The sequence below is a fragment of the Myxacorys sp. genome (assembly GCF_059501405.1).
This window is the reverse complement of sequence record NZ_JCACCM010000026.1, coordinates 23,501-41,109: the sequence shown is the minus strand read 5'-3', so window position 1 is coordinate 41,109 and position 17,609 is coordinate 23,501. Positions and strand designations below refer to the sequence as shown.

At 47.8% G+C, this 17,609-nt stretch carries 13 protein-coding genes; 5 read left to right on the top strand and 8 right to left on the bottom strand.

From position 1 onward, the window contains the following. Positions 1–368: 368 nt before the first annotated feature. From AC5I6P_RS02720 to AC5I6P_RS02710, 3 genes are all read right to left on the bottom strand, one after another. Positions 369–767, bottom strand: a complete 399-nt coding sequence (locus AC5I6P_RS02720; protein WP_495692224.1) for a hypothetical protein — start codon at positions 765–767, stop codon at positions 369–371. A gap of 313 nt (positions 768–1,080) precedes the next feature. Beyond that, positions 1,081–3,408 (bottom strand): PBP1A family penicillin-binding protein, encoded by a 2,328-nt coding sequence (locus tag AC5I6P_RS02715; RefSeq protein WP_495692223.1) that lies wholly within the window; start codon positions 3,406–3,408, stop codon positions 1,081–1,083. Positions 3,409–3,463: 55 nt separating this feature from the next. Then, complete coding sequence (locus tag AC5I6P_RS02710; protein WP_495692222.1) at positions 3,464–3,751, bottom strand: YiaA/YiaB family inner membrane protein; 288 nt, start codon at positions 3,749–3,751, stop codon at positions 3,464–3,466. 379 nt (positions 3,752–4,130) lie between these two features. On the opposite strand from AC5I6P_RS02710, the gene AC5I6P_RS02705 reads away from it, so the two are divergent. Continuing rightward, the gene (locus AC5I6P_RS02705; RefSeq protein WP_495692221.1) at positions 4,131–5,468 is read left to right on the top strand and encodes an NAD(P)/FAD-dependent oxidoreductase; all 1,338 of its coding nucleotides are present in this window, start codon (positions 4,131–4,133) and stop codon (positions 5,466–5,468) included. Between the two features lie 85 nt (positions 5,469–5,553). Continuing rightward, positions 5,554–6,864: a tetratricopeptide repeat protein gene (locus AC5I6P_RS02700; RefSeq protein WP_495692220.1), complete on the top strand. Its 1,311-nt coding sequence runs from the start codon at positions 5,554–5,556 to the stop codon at positions 6,862–6,864. Between the two features lie 123 nt (positions 6,865–6,987). On the opposite strand, the gene AC5I6P_RS02695 is transcribed toward AC5I6P_RS02700, so the two are convergent. Next, positions 6,988–7,176, bottom strand: coding sequence for a CsbD family protein (locus tag AC5I6P_RS02695; RefSeq protein WP_495692219.1), 189 nt, complete (start codon positions 7,174–7,176; stop codon positions 6,988–6,990). A 375-nt stretch (positions 7,177–7,551) separates the two neighbouring features. Between AC5I6P_RS02695 and AC5I6P_RS02690 the strand changes: the two genes are divergently transcribed. Next, positions 7,552–8,853 carry an MFS transporter gene (locus AC5I6P_RS02690; protein ID WP_495692218.1) on the top strand — a complete coding sequence of 434 codons (1,302 nt, stop codon included), beginning with the start codon at positions 7,552–7,554 and terminating at the stop codon, positions 8,851–8,853. A 143-nt stretch (positions 8,854–8,996) separates the two neighbouring features. On the opposite strand, the gene AC5I6P_RS02685 is transcribed toward AC5I6P_RS02690, so the two are convergent. The 3 genes from AC5I6P_RS02685 to AC5I6P_RS02675 form a co-directional block, all read right to left on the bottom strand. After that, positions 8,997–10,391, bottom strand: a complete 1,395-nt coding sequence (locus AC5I6P_RS02685) for a glycoside hydrolase 100 family protein (protein WP_495692217.1) — start codon at positions 10,389–10,391, stop codon at positions 8,997–8,999. A 500-nt stretch (positions 10,392–10,891) separates the two neighbouring features. Beyond that, positions 10,892–12,025, bottom strand: coding sequence for a hybrid sensor histidine kinase/response regulator (locus AC5I6P_RS02680; RefSeq protein ID WP_495692216.1), 1,134 nt, complete (start codon positions 12,023–12,025; stop codon positions 10,892–10,894). Positions 12,026–12,028: 3 nt separating this feature from the next. Further along, positions 12,029–14,167 (bottom strand): histidine kinase dimerization/phosphoacceptor domain -containing protein, encoded by a 2,139-nt coding sequence (locus tag AC5I6P_RS02675; protein ID WP_495692215.1) that lies wholly within the window; start codon positions 14,165–14,167, stop codon positions 12,029–12,031. Between the two features lie 641 nt (positions 14,168–14,808). Here AC5I6P_RS02675 and AC5I6P_RS02670 point away from each other — a divergent pair. Both AC5I6P_RS02670 and AC5I6P_RS02665 read left to right on the top strand, forming a co-directional pair. Further along, positions 14,809–16,101, top strand: coding sequence for a glycosyltransferase family 4 protein (locus AC5I6P_RS02670; RefSeq protein WP_495692214.1), 1,293 nt, complete (start codon positions 14,809–14,811; stop codon positions 16,099–16,101). Positions 16,102–16,761: 660 nt separating this feature from the next. Beyond that, complete coding sequence (locus tag AC5I6P_RS02665) at positions 16,762–17,250, top strand: methylmalonic aciduria and homocystinuria type D protein (protein WP_495692213.1); 489 nt, start codon at positions 16,762–16,764, stop codon at positions 17,248–17,250. Here the strand turns inward: AC5I6P_RS02665 and AC5I6P_RS02660 are convergent. Then, positions 17,148–17,531 carry a DUF8632 family protein gene (locus AC5I6P_RS02660; protein WP_495692212.1) on the bottom strand — a complete coding sequence of 128 codons (384 nt, stop codon included), beginning with the start codon at positions 17,529–17,531 and terminating at the stop codon, positions 17,148–17,150. The genes AC5I6P_RS02665 and AC5I6P_RS02660 overlap by 103 nt on opposite strands. Positions 17,532–17,609: the final 78 nt, after the last annotated feature.

Here is a 17,609-nt window from a genome sequence, read left to right as displayed (position 1 = left end):
TCCCTATTAGGCTCACATCCAAAGGTTAAGAGGCAGTACTAGGTTGAGTTAAGAGTTGAGCAAGTGCTGTAAGGTAACGCTGCCTTATTTAAAATTGTGGATCAAATATAGATTTTCCATTCATAGCAGAATTGCTCGGATTGGGGCTGAGAGCAAAAGGCACAACCGTAGACCAAAGAGTTCTAAATGTTGTTTAAGCAATATAAGCTCCTATCATTCAAGGAATAGGAGCATTCAAGGAATAGGAGCATTTATAAAGCGAATTTTGGCAACTCACGCGATCGCGTGAGTTGCGCCAGCAAATGCAGCACGTTAATGGATTATTTCGCGATGTGCCTTTCTAGAACCCGTTCTACAGGGGTTGTACATCAGCCAATTCTAATGCCAGTCGCTTCAACAGTATCTGTACCGTTCACACTCATCGCAATTTTGGTCAATTGCGTTAGAACCTGCGAATGCGGCAGGCGTCCCATTAAGATTACTACTCGCCCGCGCTGCGTCACCCGCAAATCTTCGATCTCTGCGACCGCAACACTCTCTCGAAAGGCTGCCAAAACCCGCTTTGACAAACCATTGTGATCATATTCCCCATTCAGCCCAATGCGTTCGGGTGGAATTGTGCTGAATAGAGCATACGGCATTTCTTTCACCGTCGAGGGTTGGTTAGGTCTAGAGGGCGGTCTTTCATCCAGCGGTCTTTCATCCAGCGGTCTTTCATCCAGCGGTCTTTCACCCAATGGAGTTGGCATCTGCACCGAAGATTTCATAACGCTCCGCGAAGAAAAGGTAGAAGTTCTCTTTATTAGAAATTTATAAAAGAGTTTCGACAATCTATCTCAAGGCAGAGGTTATTTTTAGTATCAAATCTAACAAATGCTAGAAAGGTCACTAACGGTATTGCAAAACACAATCAACCACCATGCTTTTCTCGATCACGAGAGATGCACAGCAGCGATTGGTTTGGCTAAATTCCAAAGGATCGCGGAAGGAACGATATCGAAATTAGATTGTAAGTCAGGACACTATAAAACTCCAGAATTTGAAACTGGACGTTACTTCTAGCAATCAATTGCAATTGTTTTAGCGAATGACCTGTTTCATGTAGTTCCCCCATAACTGAGCAGCGATACCGCTATTCCCGTTCGTAGAGGTGTTCTTGTCATTCCCTAACCAAATTCCTGTTACAATTTCACGATTTGGTATGTACCCAACAAACCATAAATCTATATTGTCATTTGTTGTTCCAGTCTTGCCTGCCTCTCCCAAGCCGAGAGCAGCATTTTGCCCGGTTCCAGAGCGCACCACGCCTTGCAACATAGAAGTCATCGTATTAGCAACGTCCGCTGGAATCGCTTGAATGTTATTCTCTCCGTCTTGATCCGCGCGGTAAATGATTCGACAGGTGCTAAGGTCTTCTCGCGTTTTACAGTCGCTACTGTCGAGAATGCGCTTAATCGTGTGGGGCCGATTTCGCACACCCTGGTTTGCCAAAACGCCAAAAGCCCCGGTCAGTTCCAACGGAGTGACTTCACTTTGTCCTAAGACGAGTCCGGGCACGGGATTTAGATCCGACCGAATGCCCATCTTACGAGCCATATCGACGACTTGGTTAAGTCCGACTTCCTGAGCGACGCGCAGCGCAATCACGTTCTCCGATTGGGCAACCCCAGTCGCCATGTCCAAGCTACCGCCGCCAGTCCGACAGCCATCAAATGTGCTGCCACCCCATGAGAGCGGGGCACAGGAAAACGTCGCACTGGGAGGAATGCCTTGAGCGATCGCACCGGTGTAGGCAAAAATTTTGAAGGTTGATCCTGGCTGACGCTGGGCTTGAGTTGCCCGATTGAATTGGCTTTCTTCATAGTCTACGCCGCCGACTAGTGCCATCACCTCGCCTGTTTTCGCATTCAGGGTGACTAAGGCTCCTTGCGAAAATCCGGCGCTACTGCCTTGAGTCTCGACCGTGTTGCGTAGGTTACTTTCGGCGGCAGTCTGCATTCGCTTGTCGAGTCCGGTTTCAACAATGAAATTGCCTTCTCTTGCCAAATCCCCACCAAGCAACTCTTCTAACTCGTCAAACACCGCGCTGTAGTAATAGGGCGCGATCGTACTGGTTAATTCTTGGCGAGCTGCCGGACTGATTTCTAGCCGCGATCGCCGCGCCCGCTGCGCCTCTTCTTGCGAAACCATACCTAGCTCTGCCATCCGCGTAATTACGCCATCGCGCTTCTCGATCGCACTTCTATAGCTCCGAACCGGGTTAAAGCTGTTGGGCGCAGGCAGAATTCCGACCAGAGTGGCCGCTTCAGATAGATCGAGATCTTTGGAGGACTTGCCAAAGTAAAACTGGGCCGCATCTTCAAATCCGTAGATGCCGCTACCTAGGTAAACCCGATTGAGATAGGTCAGCAGCAAATAATCTTTGCTGTAGACCGTCTCCAACTTGAGCGCAACGATCGCTTCTCGGAGCTTGCGACCTGCAGAATCCTGTCGCCCTACATAACTGAACGTGTTTCGCGCGAGTTGCTGCGTTAGGGTACTGCCCCCTTCTCGAATCTCGCCGCCTTTGATATTGGTGACTAAGGCTCGACTTGTACCGATCGGATCGATGCCAATGTGCCAATAGTAGCGAGAGTCTTCAGACGCCATTACAGCCTTGGGCAAGTAGGGCGAAAATTCCCGCAGGTTTTGCATTTCTAAGTGGCGTTGGGTGCGCGGCGTTCTCAATGGTTCACCATCTTTAGACGTCACCACCACGGGGCCTTGAACCGAAACGGGCAGTGGGTAAACCGAAAATTTCTGCCATTCAACGCCAATAATCAACGCGGTTAGAGCTGAAACGGCTGTTACCCCATACAAGGCATAGCGCACTGCTTTGAGATACCAGGGAATTGGATCTTTGAACTCAAGGCGAACGGCGGCGGCGAGTTCTGGTGGCCCTAAGGTCAGCACATCACCGTTGTAAAGGGTTTTAGAGCGGAGTCGCCGCTTACCGCGATAGATGCCATTGGTAGACTCTTCATCGCGGATCAAGAAGCGCGATCGCATCGGGATGCCCAAAAACTTGCGCTTGCGATCGCGCTTCACCACTAGATGCGTCTGACTCACGACCGGATTTCGCACCACAATGTCACACGACTTGGAACTACGCCCCAACACGTAGCGATCGCCCAGTAACGGAAAAACATCTGCGGTTGGCGCGTCTGCATCCTGCACCAAAAGCTCTGGTACACGGGCGTTAGGCTTAATCTTGAGACGAGAGAAGTTGATTCTTGTCAGCGTCGTCTTGACTGCCTGAGTCATCGTACCCAGCAGCGTTTTCGATGCCTTGCGCGAATTTCCAGCAGGGGGGCGGGGGGGTAGCGGTGGTTGAGTCATGCGATATCGAGCAGCAGTACTGCGTTCCATTCTAAAGGAGGAGACAGACGAAGCATCGCCCTCCGTCTCCTCTGAGTATCTCTGACTACCGTTTGAAGGGGTCGTGTTCCGCCAAAATTTTCTCTAGTTTTGCTTCATCGACTCGCGAGATAAATCGTTTTGATTCGTGAACGTCGCGTACCGTCTTGGACAAGCTGAACGTAGAGGTAATCGAAAACACCGTTCCCATGCCTACATAGGACTTAACCCAGCCATCCACAGGCAGGCAAAAGATGCCAGCGGTGGTTGCCGAAACTGAAATTACGAATGCTGCCCACGATTGAACAATCCAGGCATTGCTGTGGGTTTGGGGAGCGGTATCAAGTTTCTGCATATTAACCTCAACGAGAAAAGGGAATTGTGTTTTCACAATATCAGTTAATTCGTATACGAAGTAATTTAGGTAGACACTCCACAAAGCGGCTTGAAAACGCACAATTTGAAACCCGGACAATTAAAATTTTGGACGAAAACGAGTGCCTATTTAATCACTTTGCATAGTTCAAAATTTCCGTCGTGTAAAGCTTTGATGAATTTTAAAGACCTTGCAAATAACGAATGATGAGTAGCGATCGCTAACTTTATTCAGGTCTCCTAACAAACTTGTTAGACAGGTAGATGTTGTCTGACTAAACTAGTAGTGAAGATTCGTGTGTAACGTTTCGCAATACTCCTCTGTTGTGCCCTTTGTCCTACTCTCTTCTGAACTCATTATGATTAACTCAACTCAGCCTCATCGGGTCGTCATTATCGGCGGCGGCTTTGGCGGACTCTACGCCGCCAAAGCCTTTGCCAAGTGCGCCAACGTCGAAGTGACTGTGATCGACAAACGGAACTTCCACCTGTTCCAGCCGCTCCTCTACCAGGTAGCCACTGGAACACTGTCTCCAGCCGATATTTCGTCTCCCCTACGATCGATTCTCAGTCAGCAGAAAAATGCACGCGTCTTGATGAAAGAAGTCGTAGATATCGATGCCGAGCAGCAAGCGGTAATTACGTCAGAGTCGGTGATCCCGTATGACACGCTGATTGTGGCAACCGGAGTGAGCCATCACTATTTTGGCAACGATCAGTGGAAAGAGTCGGCTCCGGGTCTCAAAACTGTAGAAGATGCGCTCGAAATTCGCCGCAAAATTTTCGTCGCGTTTGAAGCAGCAGAGAAAGAAACCGATCCCGAAAAGCGTAAGGCACTGCTGACGTTTGTGATTGTCGGTGCAGGCCCGACGGGTGTTGAACTAGCAGGCGCGATCGCAGATCTGGCATACAGCACTCTGAAGCATGATTTTCGCACGATCGATACTCGTGAAACCCGCGTGATGCTGCTAGAAGGACTCGATCGGGTCCTGCCTCCCTTCGCCCCCGATCTTTCTGAAAAAGCCAAAGAAGCGCTGACTCGCCGTGGCGTCACCGTGTCAACCAGCACGCGAGTCACTCAGATTGAAGCCAATGCTGTCACGTTCCAGAAAGGCGAAACAACAGAAACGATTGCCGCACAAACAATTCTTTGGGCAGCAGGCGTGAAAGCGTCCTCGATGGGACGAGTGCTAGAGCAGCGTGCAGAAGCTTCGCTCGATCGCGTCGGTCGGGTCATGGTCGAGGCCGATTTGAGTTTGCCAAAGTATCCCAACATTTTTGTGATTGGCGACCTAGCGCACTTTAACCATCACGACGGAACGCCGCTCCCAGGAGTCGCCCCGGTCGCGATGCAGGAAGGAGACTACGTAGCGCGGCTCGTTCAAGCCCGACTGCAAAATCGTGCTATCCCTGGATTTGTCTACCGAAACGTGGGCAGCCTAGCCGTGATTGGACGTAATGATGCCGTCGTCGATCTAGGATTCATTCGATTCTCCGGCTTTATTGCTTGGTTTGTCTGGATCGTCGCGCATATCTACTACCTGATTGAGTTCGATAACAAACTTGTCGTGATGGTGCAGTGGGCGTGGAATTATGTCACCCGCAAGCGAGGGGCTAGACTCATCACCGGTACAGAGCTTGAAGAATTAGAGACAAAGCCAGTCTCAGAACCTGATAAATCTCCGATTAAGGTGTAGAGGAAGTAGGGCAGACAAGGAAATATGAGTAGGAGTGGGGAATGAGGTGACTCATTCCTACTCATATCTTTTTCTTGTGTCCACTATGTATGATCCCGTATCGCCTGCTCAACAGTTCTTTCAGCAAGGAGTCCGACTCGCGAAGGCTGGGGTTTACGAGGACGCGATCGCGCTCTTTCAAAAAGCGTTAGAGCGGGAGGCAACATCCTATGAAACTTGGTACGAATGCGGCAAAGCCCTACACGCACTAGAACGATATGAAGAGGCTGTCGAAAGTTTTGCAGAGGTTCTCACGCTCAAACCCGACTATGCTCCCGCTTGGAACAATCAAGGCATCGCGTTAGCGCGGTTAGCCCGCTATGACGGAGCGGTTGCCAGCTATGATCGGGCGATCAAGATTTTCCCGCGCAACTACAAAGCTTGGTACAACCGAGGGAATGCCTTGATGCGGCTTAATGCTAACTATGAAGCGCTGCAAAGCTACGAACAAACCCTAAAACTCAAGCCAGACTATGCTAGAGCCTGGTACAACCGGGGTATTGTTCTGACGCATTTTCAGCGCTTCGATGATGCGATCGCCAGCTATGCTCGTGCGTTATCCTTCCGTCCTCATTTTTCGGCGGCACACTACAACCAAGGCAACTTACTCTACCGAACTGAACGGTATGCAGAAGCGTTGCTCAGCTATGAGCGCGTGTTAGAGATTCGTCCGACCCTGTATGAGGTTTGGTATAACCAGGCAAATGCGTTACACAAGCTAGGATTTGATGAGAAAGCCCTGTTCAGTTATGACAAGGCGTTGGAGTTGAGGCCGGGTGCGTGTGAAATTTGGTGCAGCCGCGCGACTGCTTTGGATGCTCTTGGTCGGTATGCCGAAGCCACTACGAATTTCCGTCGTGCCGTTGAGATTAAACCTGATTTTTATGAAGCGTGGTACAGCTTTGGCAGCAGCTTTCATCGACGCGGGCAGTACGAAGCCGCGATCGCGCAATATGACAAAGCGATCGCCATCAAATCCGATTTTGCAGAAGCGTGGAGCAATCGTGGCAATGCCTTGAGAAAAATGGGGCGCTACCAAGATGCGATCGCCAGTTTTGATGCCGCCCTGAAAGTTAGCCCTAACGCAAACCGAACTTGGTATCGGCGGGGACGGACCTTAGCTCATCTAGGCAATAGTGAAGGCGCGATCGCTAGCTATGACAGAGCGTTGAAAATCAATCCAAATGATGCCAAAGCTTGGTACAGTCGCGGTGTTGAGTTGAGCCGTTTGGGTCGGCACGAAAGCGCGATCGCAAGTTACGATCGTGCGATCACACTTAATGAGAGGCTTGTAGATGCAAAATCTCGACGCTCTGCATCTGTTAAAGCTTTAAACGCTGACTCAAAGAATTTATAACAAATACTATAACTACAAAAATTCGCAGTTCGCCGGTTACATTAAGCCACTAAAATCAACAGCTCAACGAACAACAAACTACGAATTACGCTTAGGGGTTATTGAAGCGAAACATCAATAAAACTACGCCTTGTCAACAGCGTCTTTCACAGCATCTTTTGCATCTTCTGCTGTATTACGAACTTCAGCTTCACCTTGCTTCGCTTTGCCTGCCATCTTGTCAGCTGGGTCGCCAGTAACATTACCCTTAGCTTCTTGTGCCATACCTTCGACATTCTTGGCAGCAGCTTTAGCTTTATCTTCTAAACTCATGATTTTACTCCTTAATTCCTTAATGTTTTGACTGGACGCGTAAATCGCATCGCTTTATTTAACTGTATTCAGCATAACTAAATGCTTTTACACCAGCATCTAACAGAAGACACACTCTTAGTCGAATTTCTAATTTTGTTTCTCTGCCTAAAGACTCAATAAAGCATTACACTGGGCTATTTTGAGCCAAAAAAACTTCTGATTAGAGTTTATAAAAACCAACGTTTCTCATTTTGTAAAGAACAGATAAAAAGTATTGGGCATCGCTTCGATCAAAGGGTTTGAATTATGAATTGCTCAACACTAACTCGTGTTGCCACATCCACTCTCAAATACTAACTCCTTTAAACTGTGGGCATCGTTAGTAAAAACGTTATGCTCCGTTCGCTCAATCTTCAGCAGAAGTTGCTCTATAGCTGCACCTCTGCTGGAATCAATCTGATAAATACTACCGTTGCCACTTGGCTTCTTTACTTTTATGCCCCTCCACCCAACTCTGGTCGCCCTCAATATCTTTCTGTCAGCTTGGTTGGCGTCTTGCTGACAATCGCTCAGTTATGGAATGCCGTGATTGATCCATCTATTGGATATTGGAGCGATGTTAGTCGTACCCAATGGGGACGGCGGCGACCCTTCATGGCGTTGGGAAGCCTTGTAACGGCTGTAGCGCTTTTGCTCTTGTGGACACCGCCGACTGCACAATCGGGGTTGCTCAACGCCATTTACTTTTTGCTGGTGACGATCGCGTTCTATACCGGGCTGAGTTTGGTTGGTGTTCCCTACGATGGTAGCTTGGCAGAAATGGCGACTACTCCTGCCGAGCAAGTCAATTTAAGTATGTGGAAGAATGTATTTGGTATCATCGGCGTCCTGTGCAGTGCCGTCATCGCCAGCGTTTTATATAGCCGTTGGGGCGCGATCGCAATGAGCGTGGTGATGGGTGCGGTTTGGTTAGCATCAGTGGGACTGTCGCTACTGGTCTTACGTGATCGCATCCTTCCTGTTACCCAAAGTTTGAGCTTTCGGCAAAGTATTGTTATCACCTTGCAGAATCGACAGTTTTTAATTCTATGTGTCTCCACGATCGTTGTGCAGACGGCTTACGCGATGCTGCTGTCGAATCTGCCCTACTTTGTGACGCTGATTGTTCGTCAGCCGGAACCAACGGTGGGCAGGTTCCAAGGAATTGTAGTTGTTGCGATGCTGATTGCGGCTCCGATGTGGAATTGGCTGAGCCAGTTTTATCCCAATCGGCGGTTACTGTTGGTTACCATGCTGGGATTAGCAACGAGCAGTGTCCTGCTGGCAGGAGTTGGAGTGTTGCCGGGAGTCGCGCTTCAGGTTCAAGCCGCGATCGCACTTGCACTCATTGCTCCTTTTCTCGGTGGCTACTTTGTGTTGGTGTACGCGCTCATGGCAGCCGTGGTTGAGTATGACGAATGGCTGACGCAGCAGCGTCGAGAAGCCTTTCACTACAGCGTTTTCTCTCTCTCAGCAGGAATAGGAGTTTCTTTATCATCGCTAGTGATAGCGCCCATTTTTTCACGGTATGGGTATACGGTAGAGCAGCCGCTGGGGGTGCGGGTTGTGTTTCTAGCCGCCGCTATTCTAGTTGCACTGGGTGCGGTTGTGTTTTTGGGATACCGCTTGGGAGACACGCTCTCCGAAATGCAATAGAAAGACAGGATTAATTGCATCCGCCGCTATGCAAAATCTCCGATTTTTTCGAGAAATCGGAGATCTGGATAAGCTATTCTTTGAGTTCACGGACTTAAACTTGCAGCATCATAGGGTAGATTTTCACAACTGGCTTGAAAGCGCTAGAGGTCGCTTTCGTAAGTGATGAGCTTTAAATGCTGAGCATTGACAATAAATTCTTTTGCTAACAAATACCCTGAGATTGTCCAAGTTTGATATTTTCTCGCTTCTTTGCCAATCAAACGTCCATCTGGGCCGTCATAGTATTCGGGCCAATCATCGAGCAGCAGACGACGCTCCGCAATTGCGATCGCATGATGTGCCAATTCTGCCCGCTCCATTTTTCGAGCCGCTGCCGCCAACATCCACAGCAACACGGGCCAACTTCCACCATTGTGATATGACCACGGGCGATTTTTTGGATCGGCTCCCGTCACGGTTCGCCATTCTCGGTCTTCCAATACTGGGTAGCATACCTTCATCGGCATTTGACCGACCAGATCGCTCCATCGCAGCTCAATCAGATTCAAAATGCGCTGCGATTGCGACTCGTCAGTTAACGATCCCATAATCGCCATCAAGTTACCCAACGCAAAAAACCGACAATCCAATTGAGACGGACCTAGATTACCCGCCAGGTAGCCTCCTGCTTCGGGCAGCCATTTTGCCAGCCAGTAGAACGGAATCGAATCAGAGTAAAGGTTAAATTGGTTCAGTGCTTCTTCACCATATTCCTCAACCCGATAGCGGTAAATCACATTTAAGCGCTCCGAGTCTAGCCAGTAATTGTCCCGTAGTTGCATTCGCAGCGGACGCAACCGGCTGTGGATTGCTCGTATCATGGCTTGATTTTGCGGATTGGGCAGCAGGAGTTCGAGACTGGCGCGGAGCGCAAAGTAGAACAGCGACTGAATCTCGATCGGGTGCCCATACAACCCCATGCGCCGATCAATCATCGTGGCTCCATCGGGAACCAACATCATCGGGTACATATCAAATCGATTGACCAGACACAGTTCGAGAATGAGGCGAATTCCTTCTTGAACATCGTCTCGTTGACCGAGAGTTGTATCTTGAGTCGAAATCACGTAAGCGCGCAGTAGAATGATCCACCACAGGCAAGCGTCTGCTGGAGCAACTCGCCCGATCGCATGATCACCAAAATCAGCTTTGAGATATTCCTTCCCATTAATGGACTGAATCTTGAAACTAGCAGGCATCAGCCCGCGGCTGGGTCTCAGACAGTCAAGCTGAGTTGTTTTCGGCTGTAGTTTCAGTGTGGCTTCTAAGAAATTGCGAACAATCTCTGGTTTGCCTCGAATCAGAAACAGCAGTGCCGAGGAAATGAAGTCTCGAACAAAACACTGATCGTAATTTAGGGCAATAATATCTGGGTCAGACGCTGCGATCGTGCCAACGGGCTGTCCTTGATAATAAATAATCGACTTTTCCAGTGCATCCCACGCTTTTTCTGCAAGTTCTTGGTTGCTCAACGCTCCGCCCTCGTCTAAAGACAATGAATCAGGCTCTATGGTAGATCAATCCAACAAGGCTAGGAATGAATGCCATTAAACGCTCACACTGTTCTAATACCGACTGTTCTATGCGTATGAACACAAAAAATTGAGCATCCAAATTTCCAATTGCTTAAAAAAATCAAAGATGTTCGCATCTACAAACTGTCCATAACTTGGACATCTTGTGAACCATCAGTTGAGCAAATATGAGAGAGAAAGCTGATCTTATCGTGCTGTCTTACCTTGTAATATTCGATACTTCTAGACCCAAGCTGAACAATAGTACAAACACACAAGCATAAACTGGACAAAGTTTTGTTTGTATAACTTTACGACTAATCTGCTCTCATTTTCTACGTATTAAAAAATTAGTTAAAGAAGCGACAACTCCAAAGATTTCTTTAATAAACTTTGCTTGCTTGAGAAATACTATTTCCTTACTCCATTCACTTATCCTTCGCCAATCATATTCATCGCTTCAATCCCTCGTAGTGTTAGTCTTACCGCGTTGAAGTCTTTTCTAATTGGATGTCTACAGGCTGGCGCTGGGGTATTTTAGCGACAAAGGTTGTTCCTACGCCCACTTCACTCTCGACAGTGATTTGCCCACCGTGCAAGTCCAAACATCGTTTTACCATCGTCAGCCCTAACCCAGTGCCAGGAATTTTACCCACGTTATTCGCCCGTTGAAAAGGCTCAAATAAATGCTTTTGAGCGTCAGGAGGAATTCCAATTCCGGTGTCTCGAACTTGTAACATGACCTGTCCAACGGTACAGGAGAGGTCAAAATAGACCGGGCTACCTTGAGGGGAATATTTGACTGCGTTTGAGATCAAATTTGTGAGAATGTGTCTGAGAAGCTTTTGATCCAGGCAAGCATTCTCACAGTCACCTTGTTTATTGAACAAGATAGGGTGGTTTAACCCTGTGCTGAATTGGATTTCCTCTAGTAAACCTTGACAGAACTGCTCCAAATCTAAAGGGGCTGGATCAAACTTCAAGCTTCCGCCTTCGACTCGACCAATGGCCAATAAATCGTTCAACAGTTGGTCCATAGACCGGACTGATTGTTGAATCATGTATAAGAACTCGCGTCGTCGTTCTTCAGTTAAATTGTGATTTTCATGCTCAAGTAACTGAGCACAACCCAAGATAGATGTCATCGGGCCTCGGATTTCATGAGCTGCCATCGACCAAAACCGAGATTTTAGTTCGCTCAACTCTTTTTCTTTCTCTAAAGCAACGCGAATGGCGGTTTCTGACAATTGGCGGCGCAGGGCAACTTCGATCGCAACATGTAAGTCCCGCTCATCAAACGGTTTCACGATATACCCAAAAGGTTCTGTCGCTTTCGCTCGTTGTAGTGTGGCTTCGTCGGCATAAGCCGTTAAATAAATGACAGGCGTATTAAAATCAGCTCGAATTTGTTCTGCAGCTTCGATGCCATCCATTTGACCTTTTAGGCGGATATCCATTAAGACTAAATCTGGTCTTAATTCTGCGACCTTTTCAATGGCTTCTTCTCCAGAGGCAACCGATGCGGGTACGACATACCCCAACTTCTTTAATCGCTTTTCGATATCTCGAGCAACGACTCTTTCATCCTCAACAACTAAAATTTTTTCAGTAGCCATTTATTATACCTTTCCTGTATTTTCTAATTCTGAGAATTTAATCGTAAAGGTCGTTCCTGCCCCTTCTGCCTGATCGAGGTCGATCGTGCCGTCTAGTTGCTCAGTGAAGATACAGACTAATTCTAAGCCGAGTGATTCTGTGTTACGAAAGTCTAGTTCTGACGGAAAGCCAATCCCATTATCTCGAATAGTTAATATAAATCGATTGTCAGCAGCAGGGGAAATCTCAACAAGGATTTCATTTTCTGAGGTTGGGGTTGGAAAGGCATGTTTCAAAGCATTGGAAACTAATTCATTGATAATCAATCCACAGGGAATGGCCGTATCAATATTGAGGTGAACACCTGCCGCTTGGGTGCGTAACGTTGCTGCCTGTGAATTTGCCGCATACGATCGGAGCAAATTGTCTGCCAAGTCACGAACGTATTCATCAAAGTTGATTTTGAGTAGATTACTTGATTGATGCAGCTTTTCATGAATCAGTGCCATTGAACGGATCCGATTTTGGCTGTCCTTAAACAGTGTGAGGACTCTTTCATCCTTGATGTAGTCGGATTGAAGTCTCAAGACACTCGAAATCACCTGTAGATTGTTCTTGACCCGGTGGTGAATCTCTTTCAATAGGGCTTCTTTTTCTTTCAGCGATAGCTTTAATTGCTCCTCCGTGCGCCTGCGCTCCTTAAGTTCGTTCTGGACTTGCTGATACAGTTCAGATTGCTGAATCGCGATCGCCATGTGAGTGGCGAGTTGCTTCAGTAGCTCAACTTCAAAGGAATGCCATCGCCTTGGTCCAGAACAGTGATAGGCACACAATAACCCCCACAGATGTTCCCCTTGCAGAATTGGTACGACTAAGCTTGCCCGGATATCGTATATGACCAGAATGTCGATATGACACTGAGTTAAACCAGCGGTGTAAATATCCTCACAAACCTGAGTCCGCCCTTCTTTATAGGCTTGGGCATAGTTTTGTCCAAAGCACGTATCCCGAACGCTGCTGTTGAGCGCAGGTCTCCAACCGTTCTCGACCGACTCGACCACAGTCGTACCACTCCAGTCTGGATGGAACTTGTAGATAATCACCCGGTCGGTTTTGAGGAAGTGTCGGACATCCTCTACGCTCCTCTGGAGGATGTCATTTAGGTTAAGGGATTCCCGGATATGTAGCGCCATCCCTGCTAGAATCTGGCTGCACTGCAGTTGTTCCAGCAAGCCTACCGGATTCTCTAGCAACTGCAGGTCTAGCTCTGGGCGCTGGTCTTGAGTGGATTGGGATCTTGAGGTCTCAAACTGCTTAATCGATCGCTGCAGTTGTTCCACGATGCTCTGCATCTCGCTTAGGTCTAAAGTTTCTAGAAAACTCGTCGGTGAGACAACTCCTAAAAGGTCTCCCTGGTTTCCGTACACTCCAAACCGCTGCACTTTTGTTTGCTGCATTTTCCAGTAGGCAACTAATACCGACTCTGAGGAGGCAAAGTGCAGGAATGGAGCGCTCATCACCGTCTCGGCTCGTATCTGCGATAAATCTAGCCCTAATGCCCAAAGTTGAAGAACATGCCGCTCTAAAATCAGTCCCACGGGTTGAGAGCCATTCTGCGTATCGTCTGTTGCCGTTAGCACAACACAATCCACCTGATGGTCAACCATGAGTTGGGCCAACTCGAGAACTGTCATTTTTGCAGGTGCTTGAACCACTGGCGAAGAAACAATCTCTGCCAACTGCTTTGATTTCAGTAATTCATCTAGTTGTAAGACACTACGAAGACTGGCTGGGGTAATGATGCCGAGCCATTGCTCGTGTTCATCAACTACAGGAAGATGATGAATTCGATGCTGACGCAGTTGAGATAGGGCAGTAAAAGCGTTTTGATCCTCAGATTGGGTTAAGGCAATTACAGGTCGCCGCACACCGTCAGCGACTGTTACCGCTGTTAAATCTCGCCCTGAGACAATTGCCCGTAGTGCGTCTCTTTCGGCAAACACCCCCAGAAGCCGCGCTCCTTCCACAATGAGAATGCCACTCGCTCTTGCTTCGCTCATCAATATGGTATTGAGCGAGAGTTCCAAACCCGGAAGAACGCAACTGCTTTGCGCTTTGCTCATCATTGCGATCGCGTTGCTTAGAGACGTATCAAGAGACACGGTCAGCGGGCGTCGATCAATTACAGGGTCTAAAGATAGGAAAGGGGCTGATGAGTTTTGCAAGTGCATGGAGACGATAAATTTTTAGCAGCAGGACTCTATCGAGAGGCGTGTCGTTTAGCCGAGCACATTGGATGTCAATCAACGGATATTAATCAACTCAAGACGATTGATGTAACTTTTATATAAACCATAAGCAACTGAGTTGAGAATATTTCTCTTGATAGAGCTTTAGGCTCCTTGGTGCCTTAACAAGAGGCCCTTTTGGTGTTTCAATCCTTCAAAATTCCAACGTTTCAGTTCAAGATTTTTTGATCCGGTAGAAGCTGTTAAAAGAAGTTCAGATCCTCCTAATCTTCAAGGGATGATATCTCAATCTTGCACTAGTTCACCAAAACTTGGGAAGAGCCAAAACAATTTGAGACGCGGCGACTCTCAAGTTCATTGCGCCTTCCGTGTGAGGATCAGCGACAGAAAGCACGGAACGCAACACTCAAACTCAGCACTTCAAAGAAACGTGAACTGATTCATTGATAAGCCCTAAACTTTACAACGGCTTCATAAAGGGTTGATTCGAGGTATGTGATGATCAGTGCCAACTGCAAATCGGTTGCTCTACCCATCACTTTTCTCAAAATTTTATGAAAATTGCTTTAATCAATCAGCCTATTTGTCAAGTCTTACCACCAGGTTTATCGTCGGTTGGGGCGTGCAGCTATGGCTTAGCGACTTCGCTAGCTCAGCATTCTGAGAATCAAGTGTTTATTTATGCTCGGCAGCAAACCGTCAATCGACAGCTTTATCCAGACGTAGAGAATGATTATGTCGATCGCAACATTCACTTTCGATTCTTGCCTTCGCCAAAATCTGACCAAATTCTCAGCAAGGCAGCACGCGGATTTTATCAGTATGTTCCATTCGCACCGATCTTTAATCGCGGTATGAAGCCTGCACCTTCACAGGCAAACTGGCGATATCCGGGCTATTCTCGTCGCGTTGCGCAAGATATTAGTCAATTCGATTTTGATATTATTCACATCCAACATAGTTCACAATTTTTGCCAGCAATGCGGGAATTTAACCCCAAAGCAAAAATCATTCTTCAGCTTCATGCAGCGCTTCATCCGCAATCCGATGCCGCGATGCTGGCAAATCGTCTGCAATATGCCGATCGCATCGTGGCAGTGGGCAATCATGTGGTTGACAAAGTGCAACAACGGTTTCCTCAGTTCGCCGATCGCGCAGCAACGTTGTATAACGGCTTTGATGCCGAGTATTTCACACAGGAGAAACAATACAAAAGCGATGCTCAATCCGTTAAGCGCGTCATGTTTGTAGGCCGCGTGACGCCAGAAAAAGGCGTTCACCGTTTGGTTCAAGCGTTTAATTCCGTTGCAAAACGCTATCCGAATGTGGAACTGCTCCTGTATGGCGGAATGGGCGTCGGCTTACTCGAAGAAAGTTTTCCAATGAACGATCAAGCACTGCTGCAATCGATGCGTCCATGGTACAAAAATTACATTCAACAGCTTCAAGACCTGCTTGACCCTAAGATTGCGCCCCAAGTGAGGTTTTTAGGTTCTGTGCCTTATACCGAGCTGATGCAGCAGTATTATGCAGCCGATGTCTTTGTGTTTCCGCCGATTTGGGAAGAACCGTTTGGGTTGCCGCCGATCGAAGCAATGGCAGCCGGAACGCCTGCGGTTGGAACACGCCTTGGGGGCGTCATGGAAACGATTGTGCATGGTGAAACCGGATTGCTGGTTGAGCCGAATAATCCGGCAGCGTTGGCAGATGCGATCGTACAGTTGCTAGAAAACGATGCCCTGCGCGAATTGATGGGACGCGCTGCTCGTCGGCATGTGTTCAATCACTTCACTTGGAATCGCATTGCCGATCGAGCGATGAGCTTGTACAACGAGCTTTTGAGCTAAGCCTCTCGCAGTTGTGTGACTGTAAGCATAAGTTGTCCAGAACTGTAAGCATAAGCTGTGCAAACCAACGTTTACAGCCTTTTTCGAAAGTGAGGTACATCCTGAATGGAAAAGGGGCTAGGAGCTGGGGACCAGAGCGTACCTCATGGGAATGGAAATCGCTATAAAACCCTAATTATAGAAAACGAGTTCCCAACTATAGAAAATGAGTTCGTCGAACCAAAGAAAAAACAAGAGGATATGAGGTGAGTCAAACGATTAAGCCATGTTTATCTAGCGATCGCGCCAACCGTGTCACAATGAAACCCATCATTAGCTGCAAGACAACAAAGTAGCGTTGTAGACCTGCTGATCAGCTTCGATCCCATGTTGTAAAGACGCTGTTATTCATGTCTTACAAGGGCGATGCGATCGCTAATTTGCTGATGGTGAATCTCTGCGCTAAGGTGAACTTAAGATTCATTTCAGGACAGTAGACCAATTTCAAAAGTACAAATGTTTGTCTATTCAGTTCAGTCGTTAAACTGAATAATTCTAATAGTTCGCCTCGGCAAATCATTTTCGTCTAGCCAAGCTAAACCAATAACTAGGCATTGCTCCTGCCTTCTCTAGTTTCAACGATCTACACGGTAGGATTACTTCTGCTTCCAGCGCTATCTGATGCAATACTCTGTTCACCCGCCCAATACCTTCATTAGTCAGTATAGCGACCAACTACTGCCAGAATGGTCTGCCCCAGTGCGCTCAATTATCGTGATCTTGCAACCTGCCAATCTAGAGCTGACCCATTGCACTCCAGAAGCCGAATATTGCAAGCACCAGCTCAGGCAACGCTTCCTAAAAATCGGATTAGAAATTATTCAGCATCTCAAGCAGTTAGGCTACTTGGCCGACGGGTTTGATCCTCAAACTGGGTTACCTCTGACTTCTCAAGCTGGACGAATGCGATTGGATGATGTAGCGGTGGTGCGATCGTCCCTCGGCTATTCAACCACTCAATTAGGCGCGTGTTCTACCGTCGTTCATCCCCTGTGGGGAAGCGCAGTCTACCCCTCGATCTTGATGTCTTCAGCAGACACTAAACTCGTTGAGTCCACGGTCAAGGCAGTAGCGGGTTTACTGGAGTGCCACCATTCTTTAAGCGGTTGAGGAAGTTTAACCCAATATAGCGTCATCACAACTGATGCTCCGGCCTGTCCTTGTCCAACAATTTCGACGCTGTAGGATGGGCTGCTACGAGTGGCAATATCGGGTATGAATCGTTTGCCAATCCGCCGCCAACTCGGTTCTTTGCTACGCCATTCAATTCGGCAACAAGGATAGGGCAAGGTTTCGCGATCGAACAATCGGCAGCAGGGGCCAATCACTCGGTAGCTGTAATGACAACCAGGGCTAAAAAAGATGTGTCCGTGGGAAAAAGGATGGGACATGAAATGGGCAAGAGACTAAACAGTAGAAATGACGTGTCCTCTCTATAGTAAAGAAAGAAAGAAAGAAAGAAGAAGTAA